The sequence below is a fragment of the Mycobacterium sp. RTGN6 genome (genome assembly GCF_033804605.1).
Lineage (GTDB): Bacteria > Actinomycetota > Actinomycetes > Mycobacteriales > Mycobacteriaceae > Mycobacterium.
This window is the reverse complement of the sequence record NZ_JAPZKZ010000002.1, coordinates 403738-420233: the sequence shown is the minus strand read 5'-3', so window position 1 is coordinate 420233 and position 16496 is coordinate 403738. Positions and strand designations below refer to the sequence as shown.

Here is a 16496-nt window from a genome sequence, read left to right as displayed (position 1 = left end):
AGGCTACTTGGCTCAGTAGCCCAGCGGACCCGACGGCTTGGCGAAGCGCAGCCGCAGTGGCGCTGGATGCCCCACCAGGTCGACCTGAGCCTTCGGCTCCTCGGTGTAGCCCAGCCCGAAGCGCACCACGTACTGCTTGTACAACGTCACCAACGGCGCCGCCGACAACGCCGTCTGCATGGCCGCCACGTCGCCGATCGCGGTGATGACGTACGGCGGACTGTAAGTGCGGCCGTTGAGCAGCAGCGTGTTGCCGACACATCGCGGCGCAGACGTGGCGATGATGCGCTGGTCCTGCATCTGGATGCCCTCGGCGCCGGCAGTCCACAACGCGTTCAGCACCGCCTGCACGTCCTGCTGGTGCACGACGAGGTCGTCCGGGGCGGCATCGCGGGGGAAGCGGCCCTCCGCGTCGCGCTGCGCGTCGTTGAGGGACACCACCAGACCCGGCCCGCGCATCGGGTCGAGCCCGGCGTCGACGGCCAGCACGTCGGCGCGTTCGGTGATCAGGCTGAGCGCGGCGGCGGCAGCGGGCGAGCCCCCGTGGTGCGTGTCGAGCTCCGCGACCAGGGTGTCCCGCTGACCCGACAGCCGGTCGACGGACCCCTGCGCCTCCCGAACCAGATCGACGAGCCGAGGCGCATCGCTGCGCCGGATCTCGTCGCCGCCCGAGACGGCGTGGGTGGTGCCGAGCAGCAGCCCGGCGCACAAGCAGACCGCCGGGACGCCGAAGCGCCACGCGGAGCGCTTCGTGCGGAGGCTCGGCATCGACTCCTCCTTCCGGGGCCTCGCGATTTCGGAGTCAGGCGGTGCGCTGGGTTAGGCTGTTCGTTGCATCTGCATCATCGTCGCACTGAGCTGCCGGTCCTCGCACCGGTGTCGGAAGTAGCGCCGACCGGCCGCGAAGGTACCCATGCCCAAGTCCAAGGTTCGCAAGAAGAACGACTTCACCATCAACCCGGTGAGCCGGACGCCGGTCAAGGTCAAGGCGGGGCCGTCGGCACAGTGGTTCGTCGTGCTCTTCATCGGCTTGATGCTGATCGGGTTGTTGTGGCTGCTCGTGTACCAGTTGGCCGCCACCAATCCTGTGGACGCTCCCAGTTTCCTGGCCTGGATGGCCAACCTGGCGCAGTGGAACTACGCGATCGCGTTTGCCTTCATGATTACTGGCCTGTTGCTCACGATGCGGTGGCGGTGACCGTACTGACGGTCGAGATGAATTCAAATTCGATCCGACGCGTTTCCCGTTCCGCAACCTGTTCGTCACCCAATCACATCGTTGTGATTCATCCCCATTGGGGATAGCACCTGTGGATAACCCCATCCGGCACGCGTAGACGGCGCCCAGGACCAATGCAGCAAACACAGTGGAGTCCCAGGACCTTCGGTATCGTGGCTTGCGCAGCAATCTCCATAAGCATGGCTACGGCGGCTGTGATCGCCGTCACAGACGCCCCCGGTCGGATTCTGCTAGGCATTGCCGCCGTCGGGCTGTTCGTGTTTGCAACCGGGTCTTGGCGCGCGCGGCCGAAACTGGCAATTACCGACGCCGGCCTTCAGGTAGGCGGCTGGTTCCGCACGCAGCTGCTGACGCAGGACGACATCACGAGCATTCGCATCACCGAATTTCGGCGGCTCGCACGCAAGGTGCGGTTGCTCGAAATCGACACCGCGGACGACCGGCTAATCGTGTTCACCCGATGGGATCTGGGTACCGACCCGCTCGACGTGCTCGATGCACTGACCGAGGCAGGCTACGCAGGCCGCCAGGCCCGCTGACACCCACCTTTGGCGCAAGCGCGCGTGTTTGTCCCCGACACGCCGCGAAAAACTCCGACTCTGCGCACGCTCGCGCGCAGAGCAGGTGGCCCTAGGAGATCGTGATCGATTCGATGACGACCGGCTCGGTCGGGCGGTCGCCCGGTCCCGTGGGCGTGGCGCCGATGGCGTCGACGACCTTCTGCGAGTCGGCGTCGACGACCTCACCGAAGATGGTGTGCTTGCGGTTCAGGTGCGGCGTCTTGCCGACCGTGATGAAGAACTGCGAGCCGTTGGTGCCCGGCCCGGCGTTGGCCATCGCCAGCAGGTACGGCTTGTCGAAGACCAGTTCGGGGTGGAACTCGTCGGCGAATTGGTAACCCGGGCCGCCGCGGCCGGTGCCGGTGGGGTCGCCGCCCTGGAGCATGAACCCCTCGATGACGCGGTGGAAGATCGCGCCGTCGTAGAACGGACCCGACGTGCTGCCGGTCGCGTTCTCGGTGGAGTAGTCCTTGGTGCCCTGGGCCAGGCCGACGAAGTTGTCGACCGTCTTCGGCGCGTGATTGCCGAAGAGCGCGATCTTGATGTCGCCGCGGTTGGTGTGCAGGGTCGCGGTCGCTGTCTGAATGGGGCTCGTCACGGGAAACCAGTGTGCCATTTCGGAGTTCATGGCCGTGCCCGACCCCCACCGAATAGTGTTGTCGACATGAGTGCGAAGACGAAGGCCGACCGGTTGACGCCAAGAGAGCGGCTGGCCCGCGGCCTGAAGTACTCCACCGTCGGCCCGGTCGACGTGACGAGGGGAACACTCGGCATCGGACTTGGTTCCGCGTACTCGTCGGCGGCCTGGGTGGGCAATCGGTACCGGCGGGGGCGCATCGCACGCCAGCTGCGCGAGGACCTCGCCGCGGCGCAGGAGGTCGTCGGCGCCGAGCTCGCGGCGGCCCAGGAGGTCGTGTCGAATCTTCCGCAGACGTTGAAGGAAGCCCGCCGGACCAAGCGGTTCCCGCGTCCGCTGGTGCTTGTCGCAGCCGGCGTCGCGGTGCTCGGGCTCGGCGCAGTCGCGTTCTCCATCATCCGCCGGTCGACGCAGCCGGACCCGTCGCCGCTTCCGCCCAGTGTCGAGGTGTCGCCGAAGCCCTGAGGCGCTCGCCGAAAGTACGCTTGTTTGCAACTGTTCTCGCGCGATCTGTACAACAACCGTACCTTCGGCGCAGTGGGGCCGGAGGCCTGCGCGATCTGAATTATCTTGTGGAGCCTAGGAGATTCGAACTCCTGACATCTGCCTTGCAAAGGCAGCGCTCTACCAACTGAGCTAAGGCCCCTTTGGGGTGGTGGTCAGCTGGGCTGATCCGCGGCCACGTGCCAGACCTCGACGCGGTTGCGCGATCGGATGATCAGCAAGCCCGCCACGAGTACGGCCAGCACAACGAACAGCCTCACTGCACACCTTCCTCGAAAGGCAAACCGTGGGCCTGGGAGGACTCGAACCTCCGACCTCTTCGTTATCAGCGAAGCGCTCTAACCACCTGAGCTACAGGCCCGTAATCGCAACCGGGCCGAGCGACGAGATTACCGTAACGCCGCCCATCGACCCAAACCGCGGATGTCAGTCCCGGTCGGCGAGAGTGACCTCGATGCCGCCGACGAGGTCGGTCGAGAGGTTGTAGATGAACGCGCCGCACGTCGCCATCGCCGTCAGCAGCACGATGTTGACGAGTCCGATCAGCGCCGCGCCGCCGAAGATCGTGGTGCTGGACACCAACTCGCCACCGCTGCCGCTCGCGCTGGTGAGTAGGTCGCCGACGTTGCTATTGAGCTTGCTCCACACCCCCATGCCGCCGAGCACGAGGTAGAGGAACGCGACGGCGATCATCCAGACGAAGAACAGCGCCACCGACAACACCAGCGAGACCTTCAGCACGCTCCACGGGTCGAACCGCCGCACCTGCATGCTGGCCCGCACCGGTCCCTGCTGAGCTCTGCCCGCCGACGCGCGCGACGGCGCAGGCGGCCGGGTCGCGGGCTCCGGGGTGGTGCGTTCGCCGCCCGGCTTGCTTCGTTGCGCCGGACGGGCACTCGGTCCGGACAGGTCGGGTAGCTCGCTGGCGTAGACCTCGGGACGGACGGGCTCGGCGCGCGTCGCGGGTAGCGGCGCCGCCTCGGGTTCCCGCAGGGGAGCGGGTTCCCGCGTGGGCGCGCTCGGCCCCGAGGGACCACCTTGACCGGCCGGGCCACCCGAGATGAACCGGTTGATGCGTGCGTCGACGGCGGGGGAGTGCCCTGCCGAGGCGCCGGTGCGCCCGCTCTCACTCGGCGGTGGACCGTCCTGAGTGCGCTGCGGAGGCCGGGTGCGAGGCGCGCCCCGCTGCCACGGTGGCACGTCGCCGTGCTCGGGGCCCGATCGCGAGGCGCCCGGCACGTCCACCGGTCCGCTGCCCGAACCGTTGGTGCCGCCGGGACCGTCACCCGGACGAGGGGGTCCCGGCTCGTTCGGTGAACTCACCTACGGCTCCTTAGCTCAGGCTGACTGCCGGTCGGCAGCCTGCGTCGCACTACGTCGCATCTGACTCGTCGCCGTCATCCTCGGCGGCGTCCTCGTCAGCGTTGCGTGCAACGGCAATCAGTGTGTCGCCCTCGCCCAAGTTCATCAAGCGCACCCCCTTGGTCTGCCGTCCGGCCTTGCGCACCTGACGTGCCCTGGTCCGGATGACACCCCCACCGGAAGTGATGGCGTAGAGCTCCGTGTCGTCGTCGACGATCAACGCTCCGACCAGAGTGCCACGTTTGCGGTCGTACTGGATCGTGAGGATGCCCTTGCCGCCGCGGCCCTGGACCGTGTACTCCTCGATCGCGGTGCGCTTCGAGTAGCCCCCCGACGTCGCGACCAGCAGATACGTGCCCTCCTGGACGACGTTCAGCGAGAGCAGTTGGTCTTCCTCGTTGAACCGCATGCCCTGAACGCCCGAGGTGGCCCGACCCATCGGCCGCAGCGCCTCGTCGGTGGCCGAGAACCGGATCGACTGACCCTTCGCCGACACCAGCAGCAGGTCCTCCTCCGCCGAGCACAGCACCGCCCCGACCAGTTCGTCGCCGTCGCGCAGGTTCACCGCGACGATGCCGCCCGAGCGGTTGGAGTCGAAGTCCGTCAGCTTGGACTTCTTGACCAGACCGTTCTTGGTGGCCAGCACCAGGTATGGCGCGTCCTCGTAGGTCTTGATCTGGATGACCTGAGCGATGCGCTCCTCCGGCTGGAAGGCCAGCAGGTTCGCGACGTGCTGCCCGCGGGCCGTGCGAGACGCCTCCGGCAGGTCGTAGGCCTTTGCGCGATAGACCCGGCCCTGGGTGGTGAAGAACAGGATCCAGTCGTGCGTCGAGGACACGAAGAAGTGCCTGACGATGTCGTCCTGCTTCAGCCCCGCCCCCATGACGCCCTTGCCGCCGCGCTTCTGACTGCGATAGAGGTCCGACTTGGTCCGCTTGGCGTAGCCGGTTTCGGTGATCGTGACGACCACCTCTTCGCGTGCGATCAGATCCTCGTCGGCGACGTCGCCGTCGGCCGGGATGATTCGGGTGCGCCGGTCGTCGCCGTACTTCTCGACCAGCTCCGCGAGCTCGTCGTGCACGATGGCGCGCTGGCGTTCGGGCTTGGCCAGGATGTCCTCGAGGTCGGCGATCTCGGCCTCGATCTTGGCGAGGTCGTCGACGATGCGCTGCCGTTCCAGGGCGGCGAGGCGCCGCAGCTGCATGTCGAGGATCGCCTGCGCCTGGATGTCATCGATGTCGAGCATCTCGATCAGCCCAGCCCGGGCGATGTCGACGGTCTGCGATGCCCGGATCAGCGCGATGACCTCGTCCAGGGCGTCGAGCGCCTTGACCAATCCGCGCAGGATGTGCGCCCGCTCGTTCGCCTTGCGCAACCGATAGGTGGTGCGTCGCACGATGACGTCGAGTTGGTGGACCACGTACAGGCGGATCAGCTGGTCGATCCGCAGGGTGCGCGGAACGCCGTCGACGATCGAGAGCATGTTGGCGCCGAAGCTCGTCTGCAGCTGCGTGTGCTTGTAGAGGTTGTTCAGCACCACCTTCGCCACGGCGTCGCGCTTGATCTCGACCACGATGCGCATGCCGACCCGGTCACTGCCCTGGTCTTCGATGTTCGCGATGCCCGCAAGTTTTCCGTCGCGGACCTGATCGGCGATCGAGGTGATGAAGTTGTCGTGATTGACCTGATACGGGAGCTCGGTGATGACCAGAAGCGTGCGGCCCCTCGCGTCCTCCTCGATGACGACGACGCCCCGCATGCGAATGGAACCGCGACCCGTCGTGTACGCGTCGTGGATCCCCTGCGAGCCGACGATCAATCCGTAGGTCGGGAAGTCGGGTCCCTTCACGCGTTCGGTGACCGCCGCGAGCGTGGCCTCTTCGTCGGCCTCGTAGTTGTCGAGGCACCAGAAGACCGCATCCGAGAGCTCACGGAGGTTGTGCGGGGGCATGTTGGTGGCCATGCCGACCGCGATGCCGCCCGAACCGTTGGCCAGCAGGTTCGGGAAGCGGCTCGGCAGAACCGTCGGCTCCTGCACGCGCCCGTCGTAGTTCGGGATGAAATCGACTGTCTCCTCGTCGATTTCGCGCAGCATTTCCATCGCCAGGGGAGTGAGCCGCGCCTCTGTGTTGTGGCTGACGAATCCGTTGGTGATGAACGAGTGATCGTCGGTGTCGACACGCAGGCTGTAGACCGGTTGCACACCCGAGTCGCTGACGCTCGCTACACGCGCGTAGTAGAAGCGGCCGTCTGTGAGGTCGCTCGCGATCGACCGGACGTCTTCGTCCGTGATGTGTCCGAGGATCTCGGTGCCGCTACGCCGCCAACGCGACACGCGGTCGACATTGTGTTTCTGCAGCCATTCCTTATCGACCCAACGCCCTCCGCCCCGGGTGCGGATTAAGTTCGCCAGACCTGGTACGTGGTCGCCGTCCAGGCCCGCGGCAATCTCCGGCAGCTCGCCGAGGATCTCTCTCAGCTTGTCCTGCTTGGCGCCGCCGAATCCGATCTGCGTCGAGAACGCTTCCGCATGTGCACGATTGGTAATGACGACTTTGTGTTCGCCCGTTGCATGCAGGTAGCGGCGGGAGATGACGCCGAATTCCAGCAGCATCTGCTGGACGTCCCTGGCCAGCTGACCGCTGCGCGTTGAGTACGAGATTTGAATGGTATTGCGGGGCAGCGCTGAACACGACCCGTCGCCCTCGAACAGTGACTGCAGGAATGCGCGCTTCACCACTGTGGCGGCATGCCACATCCAGTCCGGAACCACCTTCGCGGCGGACCGCTGACCCGTGAGGCAGGCCAGCCGACTCCTACGCAAGGCATCCAGATTGTGTATGTCCAGTTCGAGCAGCCTGGATCCCGATGCGATAGTTCGCTCCGAGACGTAGCGCGGGCCGCCGACGACCGCGTCGTACGCTGCGAGCACCACATGGAAGTAGTCGCGGTCGAGATTGTTGAATCCGGCGCGCGACTCGGAGACGAATCCCTCGCTGATGAACGCGCCCAGCAGCAATGCCTCGAAGGTTTCAAACCAGTCCGCCGGTCCGAACTCCGCTGGCTGAGTTCGTTGGATGACGACCCGGTCGTCTGGGCGAATCTCCTCGATCAGCTTCCAGAGCAGAGTCGGCACGCCCGCGACATCAACGAGACACAGCAGCGGATGGTTCGCTGTTCCCGTGACCTCGTAGCCCTCATCCGTCGTCACCTTGTACGTCTGATGTTCGCCCGAATGGAACAGTCGATCGGCGACGACGGGGTTCCCATGCCGATCGAGGACCTTCAGGTCGACGACGTTGTCCGACTGAGGGCGTGCGCCAGGAACGATGTCCGCAATACGCACCGAATGCCCGGATGGCAAGCGCACCAACGCATCACCGGTGACGCAGTACCTCATGGCCGCCGGCGGATCGTTGCCCGGCGAACCGAAGTTGCCCTGACCGTCTACCAACGGATAGCGCAGCGACCACGGCTGCGCCATGCGCACCAGGGTGTCGTAGATCGACGAGTCGCCGTGCGGGTGGTAGTTGCCCATCGTCTCGGCAACGGAGCGTGCGGATTTCGCGTGGCCACGGTCCGGACGGAAGCCGGAGTCGTACATCGCGTACAGCACACGGCGGTGCACGGGCTTGAGGCCGTCACGAACCTCGGGCAGCGCGCGGCCCACGATCACGCTCATCGCGTAGTCGATGTAGCTGCGCTGCATCTCCTGCTGGATGTCAACCGGTTCGATGCGGTCGGTGGTTGCGCCGTCGTCGCCAGGAGGCAGGGTGGTGTCAGTCATCGTATGTCAGCCCTATTCGTCTTTGGATGCAGGCACTTAAACGTCAAGGAAGCGAACGTCTTTAGCATTTCGGGTGATGAAGCTGCGTCGTGCTTCGACGTCCTCGCCCATCAGGATGGAGAACAGTTCGTCGGCGGCGGCCGCGTCGTCCAGCGTGATTCGACGCAGCACCCGTGCGGACGGATCCATCGTCGTCTCCCAGAGTTCCTTAGCGTCCATCTCGCCGAGACCCTTGTAGCGCTGGATGCCATCCTCGGTGTTGATCCTTCGGCCCGCTGCCTTGCCGGCCTCGAGCAGACCGTCGCGCTCGCGGTCGGAGTACGCGAACTCCGGCTCGGAGCGCTGCCACTTCAACTTGTACAACGGCGGCTGTGCCAGGAAGACGTGCCCATTCTCGATGAGCGGCTTCATGAATCGGAATAGCAGCGTCAGCAGCAGCGTCGAGATGTGCTGGCCGTCGACGTCGGCGTCGGCCATCAGCACGATCTTGTGATACCTCAACTTGGTGAGGTCGAACTCGTCATGGATGCCGGTGCCGAGCGCGGTGATGATGGCCTGGACTTCGGTGTTCTTCAGCACGCGGTCGATGCGCGCCTTCTCCACGTTGATGATCTTCCCGCGTAGCGGCAGGATGGCCTGGTACATCGAATCGCGTCCGCTCTTCGCCGAGCCGCCGGCCGAATCACCCTCCACCACATACACTTCCGACAAGCGGGGGTCGGTGGAACGGCAGTCCGCGAGCTTGCCAGGCAGCCCGCCAATATCTGTTGCGCTCTTGCGACGCACCAACTCCCGCGCCTTCCGGGCGGCCATGCGCGCCTGCGCTGAAGACACCGCCTTGTTGACGACCGTCTTGGCCTCCGCGGGGTTCGCCTCGAACCAATGCGACAGCTGCTCGTTGCAGATCTTCTGCACGAACGACTTCACCTCGGTGTTGCCGAGCTTCGTCTTGGTCTGACCCTCGAACTGTGGATCGCTGACCTTGACCGAGATCACCGCAGCAAGGCCCTCGCGGATGTCGTCGCCAGTGAGGTTCGCGTCCTTCTCCTTGAGGAGTTTCTTGTCTTTCGCGTACTTGTTGACCACCGTGGTCAGCGCGCTGCGGAAGCCCTCTTCGTGGGTGCCACCCTCGTGGGTGTTGATGGTGTTCGCGAAGGTGTGCACCGACTCCGAATAGCCTGCGTTCCACTGCATCGCGATCTCGACCTCATGGCCGGGTCCCTTGCCGTCGAAGTCGATGATGCTCTGCTGGATCGGGGACTTCGTGCGGTTGATGTGCTTGACGTAGTCGACCAGGCCGCCCGGGTAGTGGAAGGTCCGGTGCTTAACCTTGTGCGGGCCCTTGGCCTCGGCTTCCTTCTCGTCGGCGGACTTCGGCGCTTCCGCCGTGTCGCTGACGACCTCGTCGACGACGTCTTCAGCCTTGACGCGTTCGTCGATCAAGTCGATGGTCAGCCCCTTGTTGAGGAACGCCATCTCTTGCAGGCGACGAGCGACGGTCTCGAAGTCGTAGTCGGTGGTCTCAAAGATGTCGGGGTCGGCCCAGAACCTGATGGTGGTGCCGGTCTTCTTGGTGGGCCCACCCTGCTTCAACGTGCCGGGCACCGAACGGTCGTAGTACTGAAACCACTCGGAGCCGTCCCGCAGGATCGTCGCCTCTAGGCGGGTAGACAGCGCGTTGACGACCGAGACACCGACGCCGTGAAGACCGCCACTGACGTTGTAGCCGCTGTTCTCTCCGCCGAACTTGCCGCCCGCGTGCAGTTGCGTCATCACGACGTCGACGGTCGGGACACCGGTGGAGTGCATGGCGACGGGGATGCCGCGGCCATCGTCGGTGACCTGGACGCTCCCGTCTTCGATGATCTTGACGTCGACCCTGGTGGCGTAGCCGGCCATCGCCTCGTCGATCGCGTTGTCGACGACTTCCCAGACGAGGTGGTGCAGACCGCGTTCTCCGGTGGACCCGATGTACATGCCTGGACGTTTCCGGACGGCTTCCAGGCCTTCGAGAATGGTGATCGATTCGGCGTCGTACTCATTCGAAGCACGCTTCTTCGGGGCAGCCACGTTGGACGCGTCTCCTTGGGGTTCGCAGGCGAGAGGCAACTGGCTCTCTCGGATCACTTTCGAGTCTACCGGGAGACACTGTCACCACTGACTCTGAGGCGGCGTTTCTACACACCTATTTGCGCCGTGTGCCGAATTTCGCGAAGTTCGGCGCGTCCAGACGCTTCAGAGTTGTGGATAAACCCTTGTCGGCGCTCTCAGCCAGTGGTAGGGAAACCACCTATCCGTAGGTGTCTCGGGGGCCGCGCCCGGAGATGTGCAGCTTGCCCTTGCGCCACGTCGGCGCCGCCGGACCGACGATCCGCAACGAGGTGACGACACCGTCCCCGACCGCCGCGGCGATCTTCGCCAGAACCTGCGCTTGCACCATGCGGAGCTGCGTCGCCCATGCCGTGGATTCGGCCTCGATGGTCAGCACGCCGTCGCGCAGTGACGCCGGCTCGGCGTGCGCGGCGATCTGCTCTCCGACGACGGTCTGCCACTGGCCGAACACCGAACCCTCGGCGACTCTGGTAGACCAGCCGCGCTCCTGTGCCAGCGCCGACGTCGCGGACCCGAACGTCTGCGGATCGCGGGAGTCCGGTCCGGGACCCGACCACCGCCGCCGCCGACCCTTGGCCCATGGCTTGCGTGGTTGCGACGTGCGACCGCGCCCGACCTCCTTGCCCTGGGTACGCGCGGCACCGCGCGCTTCCTCGAGGGTTCTGCGCACTAGGTCCATGCCTGCGAGGTGCGCCAGCCCCTCGGGCGGCTCCACGGGGTCGTGGTCCGTCATCCGATCACCTCCGAGTAGCGGCCCGCATCACCTTCGCGCATGTCGATCTCCATTCTGCGCGCATCCCAGTCGTTTGGGACGTCATCGACGACGGCCGCCGTCACCAAGACCTGCTCCGCGGACTCCGCCGCAGCGACCAGGGCTCGTCGGCGCGCGGTGTCCAGTTCCGCGAACACGTCGTCGAGCAACAGCACGGGGTCGCTTCCTTCGGCACGCAACAGCTCGTACGCGGCCAGCCGCAAGGACAGCGCCATCGACCACGATTCGCCATGGCTGGCAAAGCCTTTCGCGGGTTGATCGCCGAGCCGCAGTTCGAGGTCGTCACGGTGTGGTCCGACCAGGCACACGCCGCGTTCGAGCTCCGCGGAACGCCGGCGGGCGAGTTCCTCCAGCAGCGCGTGCTCGAACGGTTCGGGGGAGACGGTGCCGTTGGAGGCTTCGAGCTCGACGGCCTCGACGCCGCTGCGATACCGGATGGTCGCCGGACGAGAGCCCGGCGCCAGCGATTGGTACGCCTTCTCTACCTCCGGCGCCAGGTCATTGACGAGTTTCACCCGGGCCGCGATGAGCTGCGCGCCCTGGGCGGCGAGGTGCCCATCCCACACGTCGAGCGTCTCCAGAGCTCCCGCGTCTCCGCGATAACGTGCGCCCGCAGCAGTTTTCAATAGCGCGCTGCGTTGCCGGAGCACCTTGTCGTAGTCCGCGCGCAGCCCAGCGACCGCGGGGCGGCGCGTGGTGGCGAGCTCATCCAGGTAGCGCCGACGTTCACTTGGATCACCGCGCACCAGCGCCAAGTCCTCTGGCGCGAACAGCACCGCAGTGAGCACCCCGAGCACTTCTCTTGCGCTGCGCACCGGCGAGCGGTTCAGCCGGGCCTTGTTCGCCCGTCCGGCCGTGATCTCCAGGTCCACCGCCAGCTCGCGACCCTCGTTCACGATGATGGTCGACACGATGGCGCGTTCGGCTCCCTCGCGAATCAGCGGCGCGTCGGACGCCACTCGATGGCTGCCCAGTGTCGATGAATACCAGAGTGCTTCAACGAGATTCGTCTTACCGTAGCCATTGGGTCCGATGAAGACCGTCCGGCCCGGTTCGAGCTCCACGTCGACGCGTGGCCACGACCGGAAATCGGTCAACCCAAGATGGCGAACGTACAAAACCTATCCCGACTTACTAACCCTTTGGACGGCGTGGCCACCGAACTGATTGCGCAGCGCAGCGACGGCCTTCATGGTCGGCGAGTCCTCCTGACGCGACAGGAAGCGCGCGAAGAGCGACGCCGCGATTCCTGGAACGGGTACGCGCAGCCGGATGGCCTCCTCGACCGTCCAGCGGCCCTCCCCGGAATCGTCGGTGTAACCGCTGATCTCGGCCAGCTGGGGATCCTCCTTGAGGGCCTTCGCCAATAGCTGCTGCAGCCAAGATCTGACCACCGTGCCGTTGGTCCACGCCTGGTACACCGCCTGCGGACTCTTCACCAACGGCTCCGCCGACAGCAGCTCGTAGCCTTCGGCGTACGCCGTCATCAGCGCGTATTCGATGCCGTTGTGGACCATCTTCGTGAAGTGACCCGCGCCGACCGGGCCCGCGTGGACGAACCCGTCCTCTTGCGGACCCTCCGGCCGCAGCGTGTCGAAGATCGGCATGGCGCGCGCGATGTCGGCGTCCGATCCGCCGACCATGAGCCCGTATCCTTCGGTGAGCCCCCAGATGCCGCCGGAGACGCCTGCGTCGATGTATCCGATTCCCTTGGCACTCAACAGTTCTGCGTGCGGGCCATCCTCGGTGTAGCGGGAGTTCCCTCCGTCGATCACCAGGTCGCCTTCGGTTAGCTCGGCCGCCAACGCGACGATGGTGTCGTGGGTGACCTCACCCGAAGGCACCATCACCCAGACCACCCGAGGCGCGGTGAGCGCGGCAGCCAACCCCGCCAGGTCGGGAACGTCGGAGACCTCGGGCCGCGGGTCGTATCCGATGACTTCGTGGTCCCCCTTGCGCAACCGCTCGCGCATGTTGAAACCCATTTTGCCGAGCCCGATCAAGCCGAGTTGCATGAGCGCCTCTTCCGTGGCGAAAGGCCGGTCAGCCCGGAAGCCGCACCGGCATCAACAAGTAGACGTAATCGGTTTGAGCTGCCGGGAACGGGCCGCTTGCGCCGACGTACCCCTCATCATCACTCGTCGGGCGCAACACCGCGGGTCGGCTGGGTGTCGTAAAGCCGAACGTCACTTTTTGAGAGTGCAACGAGCCGAGCCCGTCGGTCAGGTAGGTCGGGTTGAACGCGATGGTGAGTGGTTCACCCGCGAACTCGACGGGAAGGTCCTCCTCGGCCCGGCCGACGTCGTCCGCGCCAGCCGACAACCGCACCGTATCCTCGGCGAATTCCATCCGGATCTGCGCACCGCGATCGGCCACGAGCGCGACGCGCTTGATCGCGTCGGTCAGCTCGGCCACCCCGACGGTGGCGACGGCCGTGTGCTCTGCGGGGAGCAACTGCCGAAACTTCGGGAACTCCGCGTCGAGCAATCGGCTCGTGGTGTTCTTGCCCGCGCTGCGAATGCCCAACAGCCCGTCCTTGCCCACGGCCGCACCCGCGCCGAGCGACAGGTGCACGTCACCGCCGTCGGTACCAGCCTTCGCGGCCTCGGCCAACGTCTTCGCCGGCGCCAGCACGGCCGCCTCGAGATCCGCCACGTCCGTGGCCCAGGTCAGCTCCCGCACGGCGAGCCTGAACCTGTCGGTAGCCGCCAAAACCACCTTCTCGCCCGAGATCTCGACCCGAATGCCCGTCAGCATCGGAAGCGTGTCGTCGCGGCCTGCCGCGATGGCCACCTGGCTGATGGCCTGGGAGAAGAGCTCGGCCGAGACCACCCCGGTCTCCTCGGGCAGCGACGGCAGCGTCGGATAGTCCTCGACGGCCATGGTCGGGAGAGAGAACCGCGCGCTGCCACAGTTGAGCAACACCCGAGTGCCCTCGACGCTGACGTCGACCGGCTTGGCCGGCAACGCCCTTGTGATGTCCGACAATAGCCGACCGGACACTAAAACGCTTCCGGGAGAAGCTATTTCGGCCGCGACCCGGACTTCGGCGGAAACCTCGTAGTCGTAGCCGGAGATGGTCAGCCCGTCATCGGACCCGGTCAGCAAGACACCGGAGAGCACGGGCACAGTCGGCCGGGTGGGCAGAATGCGAGCCACCCACGCCACGGCATCGGCGAAGTCCTCCCGCACCAGGCGAAACTTCAAATCGGTGAGACCAACTGTCGTCGTCACCACGTCCATAACGTCCCTTCGATGAAACCCGAACCACGAACACCGCCCCGCGCAGTCTCAAGTGTCTCCCCGCGCTGCGAACCGTGCCGTACCGGCTGCCGAAGACCCACCGTAGAGCGTTCGACGCCAACTTGAAAGCTAATCGATCGGAGTGACAAACGGTTCGGCGAGGGTGCCAAGTTGGGGTGGGGAGGAGATGTCCCCAGGGCCCTACTTCAAAGAAGGATTCTTAGTAGATACAGAAGTAGTAGTAATAGGGGCTGTGCAGGTTGTGGATGACACAGTGCCCGTACAGGTCGGATGGGGTGGACGGATGTGAGCGACCTGTGGACGACGTGTCGACACATTGTTGGCAACTGTGGACCGATCGATGCTCGTGCATGGCTGGGCAGCTGAGGCGGTAAGTCCTCGATGGGTCTGTCCACGAGTGATGCACAGCGATTTGGTGTTACGAGTGGTGCGGACGCGACCAAAGTTTCTCGAAGAAGTGGTTCGAATCTCGCGGATTCTGGGTCGCTCAGCGCTTGGAACGCTGGCGAATACGAGTCGTGAGTTCCTTGACGTGATCGAAGATCTCGCGCTTTTCCGCCATCTCGCCGCGGATCTTGCGCTCGGCGTACATCACGGTGGTGTGGTCACGACCGAACCCCTGGCCGATCTTGGGCAAGGAGAGATCGGTCAGCTCGCGACATAGGTACATCGCGATCTGGCGGGACTGCGCCAGGGCCCGGGTCTTTCCAGGCCCGCGGAGCTCCTCGACGGTGGTTTCGAAGTACTCGGCGGTGGCGGCCATGATCGTCGCCATGCTGATCTGCGTGGTACTCGAGTCGGAGATCAGGTCACGCAACACGATCTCGGCGAGCGACCGGTCGATGGCGCTCTTGTTGAGCGACGCGAATGCGGTGACGCGGATGAGCGCGCCTTCGAGCTCGCGGATGTTGCGCTCGATGCTGCTGGCGATGAGTTCGAGGACGTCGTCGGGCACGTCGAGCCGGTCCATCTGAGCCTTCTTGCGAAGGATGGCGATGCGCGTCTCGAGTTCAGGCGGCTGAACGTCGGTGATCAAACCCCACTCGAACCGCGTCCGGAGCCGGTCCTCCAGGGTGGCCAGCTGTTTGGGCGGCCGGTCCGACGATATGACGATCTGCTTGTTCGCGTTATGCAGCGTGTTGAAGGTGTGGAAGAACTCCTCCTGGATGCCTTCCTTGCCTTCGATGAACTGGATGTCGTCGACGAGCAGGACGTCGATGTCGCGGTAACTCCGCTTGAACGACGCCTTGCGGTCATCGCGGAGCGAGTTGATGAAGTCGTTGGTGAACTCTTCGGTGGAGACGTACTTGACCCGCATGCCGGGGAACAGACGCTGTGCGTAGTTACCCGCGGCGTGCAGCAGGTGGGTCTTCCCGAGCCCAGACTCGCCCCAGATGAAGAGTGGGTTGTAAGCACGCGCCGGCGCTTCGGCGATGGCGAGCGTCGCGGCGTGGGCGAAGCGATTCGAGGCACCGATGACGAACGTGTCGAACGTGTAGCGCCGGTTGAGGCTCACGTCGTTGGACGACGAGTTCTGCGGACGGTTGGTGAAGTGACTGGGCCAGGCCTCCTCGGCACTGGCGAGTGCTTCCTCGTCCTCGTCGACCTCATCCGGATCCGGCAGCAGGTCGATGGATGCCTCGTCGTCGACGTCCGGGTCTGGAGTGGCGATGCGGACGCCGAGTTCTACGCGTTGACCGAGGTGGCGGCTGAGACTCGTGATGATCGGTTCACGGAGGTGACGTTCGATCTCGTTTTGCACGAACGGCGTCGGAACGGACAACAGAGCAAAGCCCTCGGTGATGACCAACGGACGGACCAGCTTGAGCCACGCTCTTTGCTGGGGGGTGAGTACCGGTGGTGTGACGTCGCCGTTGAGGGCCGCTTGGTGTGGAGTATCTCCGTTGAGTTCGGCTACGACCTTGTTCCAAATCGCTACGAACGGTGGATCGGGGTCGGCAGTCAACGAGACATACCCCCTTGCGGCCAAATCAGAGATGGCCAAGTAAACGATGACGAATCGTCCACATAGTTATCCACAGTCTGTGGACAACGGACCGTCGTCGTCGTGTCGTCATGTGCTGGCGGAATGATCATGCACTGGGGCTCGTCACAGAGTCGGGCATTCTGTCGGCTCGCGGTGAGGTGACCATCCTCGCTCAGTTGTCCATCGCCGCTCCGGTCTGAAACGGCATTGGCAGAAGCTAACAGTTTTCTCTCCTAGTGGCCAACAGTTCTGCAACATTCTTCCGTGCTTC

At 65.0% G+C, this 16496-nt stretch carries 13 protein-coding genes and 2 tRNA genes; 3 read left to right on the top strand and 12 right to left on the bottom strand.

The genetic code is table 11. From position 1 onward, the window contains the following. Positions 1-12: 12 nt before the first annotated feature. Positions 13-768: a DUF881 domain-containing protein gene (locus SLQ33_RS06285; RefSeq protein ID WP_319452936.1), complete on the bottom strand. Its 756-nt coding sequence runs from the start codon at positions 766-768 to the stop codon at positions 13-15. A 145-nt stretch (positions 769-913) separates the two neighbouring features. Between SLQ33_RS06285 and crgA the strand changes: the two genes are divergently transcribed. After that, the gene (gene crgA, locus SLQ33_RS06280; RefSeq protein WP_319452935.1) at positions 914-1198 is read left to right on the top strand and encodes a cell division protein CrgA; all 285 of its coding nucleotides are present in this window, start codon (positions 914-916) and stop codon (positions 1196-1198) included. Positions 1199-1353: 155 nt separating this feature from the next. Next, positions 1354-1779 (top strand): PH domain-containing protein, encoded by a 426-nt coding sequence (locus SLQ33_RS06275; protein ID WP_319452934.1) that lies wholly within the window; start codon positions 1354-1356, stop codon positions 1777-1779. 91 nt (positions 1780-1870) lie between these two features. Here the strand turns inward: SLQ33_RS06275 and SLQ33_RS06270 are convergent, their stop codons facing one another. Continuing rightward, positions 1871-2416 carry a peptidylprolyl isomerase gene (locus tag SLQ33_RS06270; protein WP_319453272.1) on the bottom strand — a complete coding sequence of 182 codons (546 nt, stop codon included), beginning with the start codon at positions 2414-2416 and terminating at the stop codon, positions 1871-1873. 48 nt (positions 2417-2464) lie between these two features. On the opposite strand from SLQ33_RS06270, the gene cwsA reads away from it, so the two are divergent. Continuing rightward, positions 2465-2902 (top strand): cell wall synthesis protein CwsA, encoded by a 438-nt coding sequence (gene cwsA, locus SLQ33_RS06265; RefSeq protein WP_319452933.1) that lies wholly within the window; start codon positions 2465-2467, stop codon positions 2900-2902. 108 nt (positions 2903-3010) lie between these two features. Here the strand turns inward: cwsA and SLQ33_RS06260 are convergent. The 10 genes from SLQ33_RS06260 to dnaA all read right to left on the bottom strand — a co-directional run bounded on the left by SLQ33_RS06260 (position 3011) and on the right by dnaA (position 16204). Then, positions 3011-3083 (bottom strand) — tRNA-Ala (locus SLQ33_RS06260). Between the two features lie 145 nt (positions 3084-3228). Then, positions 3229-3302: transfer RNA gene (locus SLQ33_RS06255), tRNA-Ile, on the bottom strand. Positions 3303-3367: 65 nt separating this feature from the next. Further along, complete coding sequence (locus SLQ33_RS06250; protein WP_319452932.1) at positions 3368-4264, bottom strand: DUF3566 domain-containing protein; 897 nt, start codon at positions 4262-4264, stop codon at positions 3368-3370. A 49-nt stretch (positions 4265-4313) separates the two neighbouring features. Further along, the gene (gyrA, locus tag SLQ33_RS06245) at positions 4314-8090 is read right to left on the bottom strand and encodes an intein-containing DNA gyrase subunit A (protein WP_319452931.1); all 3777 of its coding nucleotides are present in this window, start codon (positions 8088-8090) and stop codon (positions 4314-4316) included. 36 nt (positions 8091-8126) lie between these two features. Continuing rightward, the gene (gyrB, locus tag SLQ33_RS06240) at positions 8127-10160 is read right to left on the bottom strand and encodes a DNA topoisomerase (ATP-hydrolyzing) subunit B (RefSeq protein WP_319452930.1); all 2034 of its coding nucleotides are present in this window, start codon (positions 10158-10160) and stop codon (positions 8127-8129) included. A gap of 220 nt (positions 10161-10380) precedes the next feature. Next, positions 10381-10935 carry a DUF721 family protein gene (locus tag SLQ33_RS06235; RefSeq protein WP_319452929.1) on the bottom strand — a complete coding sequence of 185 codons (555 nt, stop codon included), beginning with the start codon at positions 10933-10935 and terminating at the stop codon, positions 10381-10383. Continuing rightward, positions 10932-12092: a DNA replication/repair protein RecF gene (gene recF / locus SLQ33_RS06230; protein ID WP_319452928.1), complete on the bottom strand. Its 1161-nt coding sequence runs from the start codon at positions 12090-12092 to the stop codon at positions 10932-10934. Before recF ends, SLQ33_RS06235 begins: the two co-directional genes overlap by 4 nt. A 3-nt stretch (positions 12093-12095) precedes the next feature. Beyond that, positions 12096-12989 carry a phosphogluconate dehydrogenase (NAD(+)-dependent, decarboxylating) gene (gene gnd / locus SLQ33_RS06225; protein WP_319452927.1) on the bottom strand — a complete coding sequence of 298 codons (894 nt, stop codon included), beginning with the start codon at positions 12987-12989 and terminating at the stop codon, positions 12096-12098. Between the two features lie 28 nt (positions 12990-13017). After that, positions 13018-14217 carry a DNA polymerase III subunit beta gene (gene dnaN / locus SLQ33_RS06220; protein ID WP_319452926.1) on the bottom strand — a complete coding sequence of 400 codons (1200 nt, stop codon included), beginning with the start codon at positions 14215-14217 and terminating at the stop codon, positions 13018-13020. Between the two features lie 508 nt (positions 14218-14725). Further along, positions 14726-16204, bottom strand: coding sequence for a chromosomal replication initiator protein DnaA (gene dnaA / locus SLQ33_RS06215; protein WP_319452925.1), 1479 nt, complete (start codon positions 16202-16204; stop codon positions 14726-14728). Positions 16205-16496: the final 292 nt, after the last annotated feature.

What these genes read in the sequence shown, in the direction of transcription:
- SLQ33_RS06285 (WP_319452936.1), bottom strand. Translation starts at nt 768, where the DNA reads ATGCCGAGCCTCCGCACGAAGCGCTCCGCGTGGCGCTTCGGCGTCCCG.
- crgA (WP_319452935.1), top strand. Translation starts at nt 914, where the DNA reads ATGCCCAAGTCCAAGGTTCGCAAGAAGAACGACTTCACCATCAACCCG.
- SLQ33_RS06275 (WP_319452934.1), top strand. Translation starts at nt 1,354, where the DNA reads ATGCAGCAAACACAGTGGAGTCCCAGGACCTTCGGTATCGTGGCTTGC.
- SLQ33_RS06270 (WP_319453272.1), bottom strand. Translation starts at nt 2,416, where the DNA reads ATGGCACACTGGTTTCCCGTGACGAGCCCCATTCAGACAGCGACCGCG.
- cwsA (WP_319452933.1), top strand. Translation starts at nt 2,465, where the DNA reads ATGAGTGCGAAGACGAAGGCCGACCGGTTGACGCCAAGAGAGCGGCTG.
- gyrA (WP_319452931.1), bottom strand. Translation starts at nt 8,090, where the DNA reads ATGACTGACACCACCCTGCCTCCTGGCGACGACGGCGCAACCACCGAC.
- SLQ33_RS06235 (WP_319452929.1), bottom strand. Translation starts at nt 10,935, where the DNA reads ATGACGGACCACGACCCCGTGGAGCCGCCCGAGGGGCTGGCGCACCTC.
- gnd (WP_319452927.1), bottom strand. Translation starts at nt 12,989, where the DNA reads ATGCAACTCGGCTTGATCGGGCTCGGCAAAATGGGTTTCAACATGCGC.
- dnaN (WP_319452926.1), bottom strand. Translation starts at nt 14,217, where the DNA reads ATGGACGTGGTGACGACGACAGTTGGTCTCACCGATTTGAAGTTTCGC.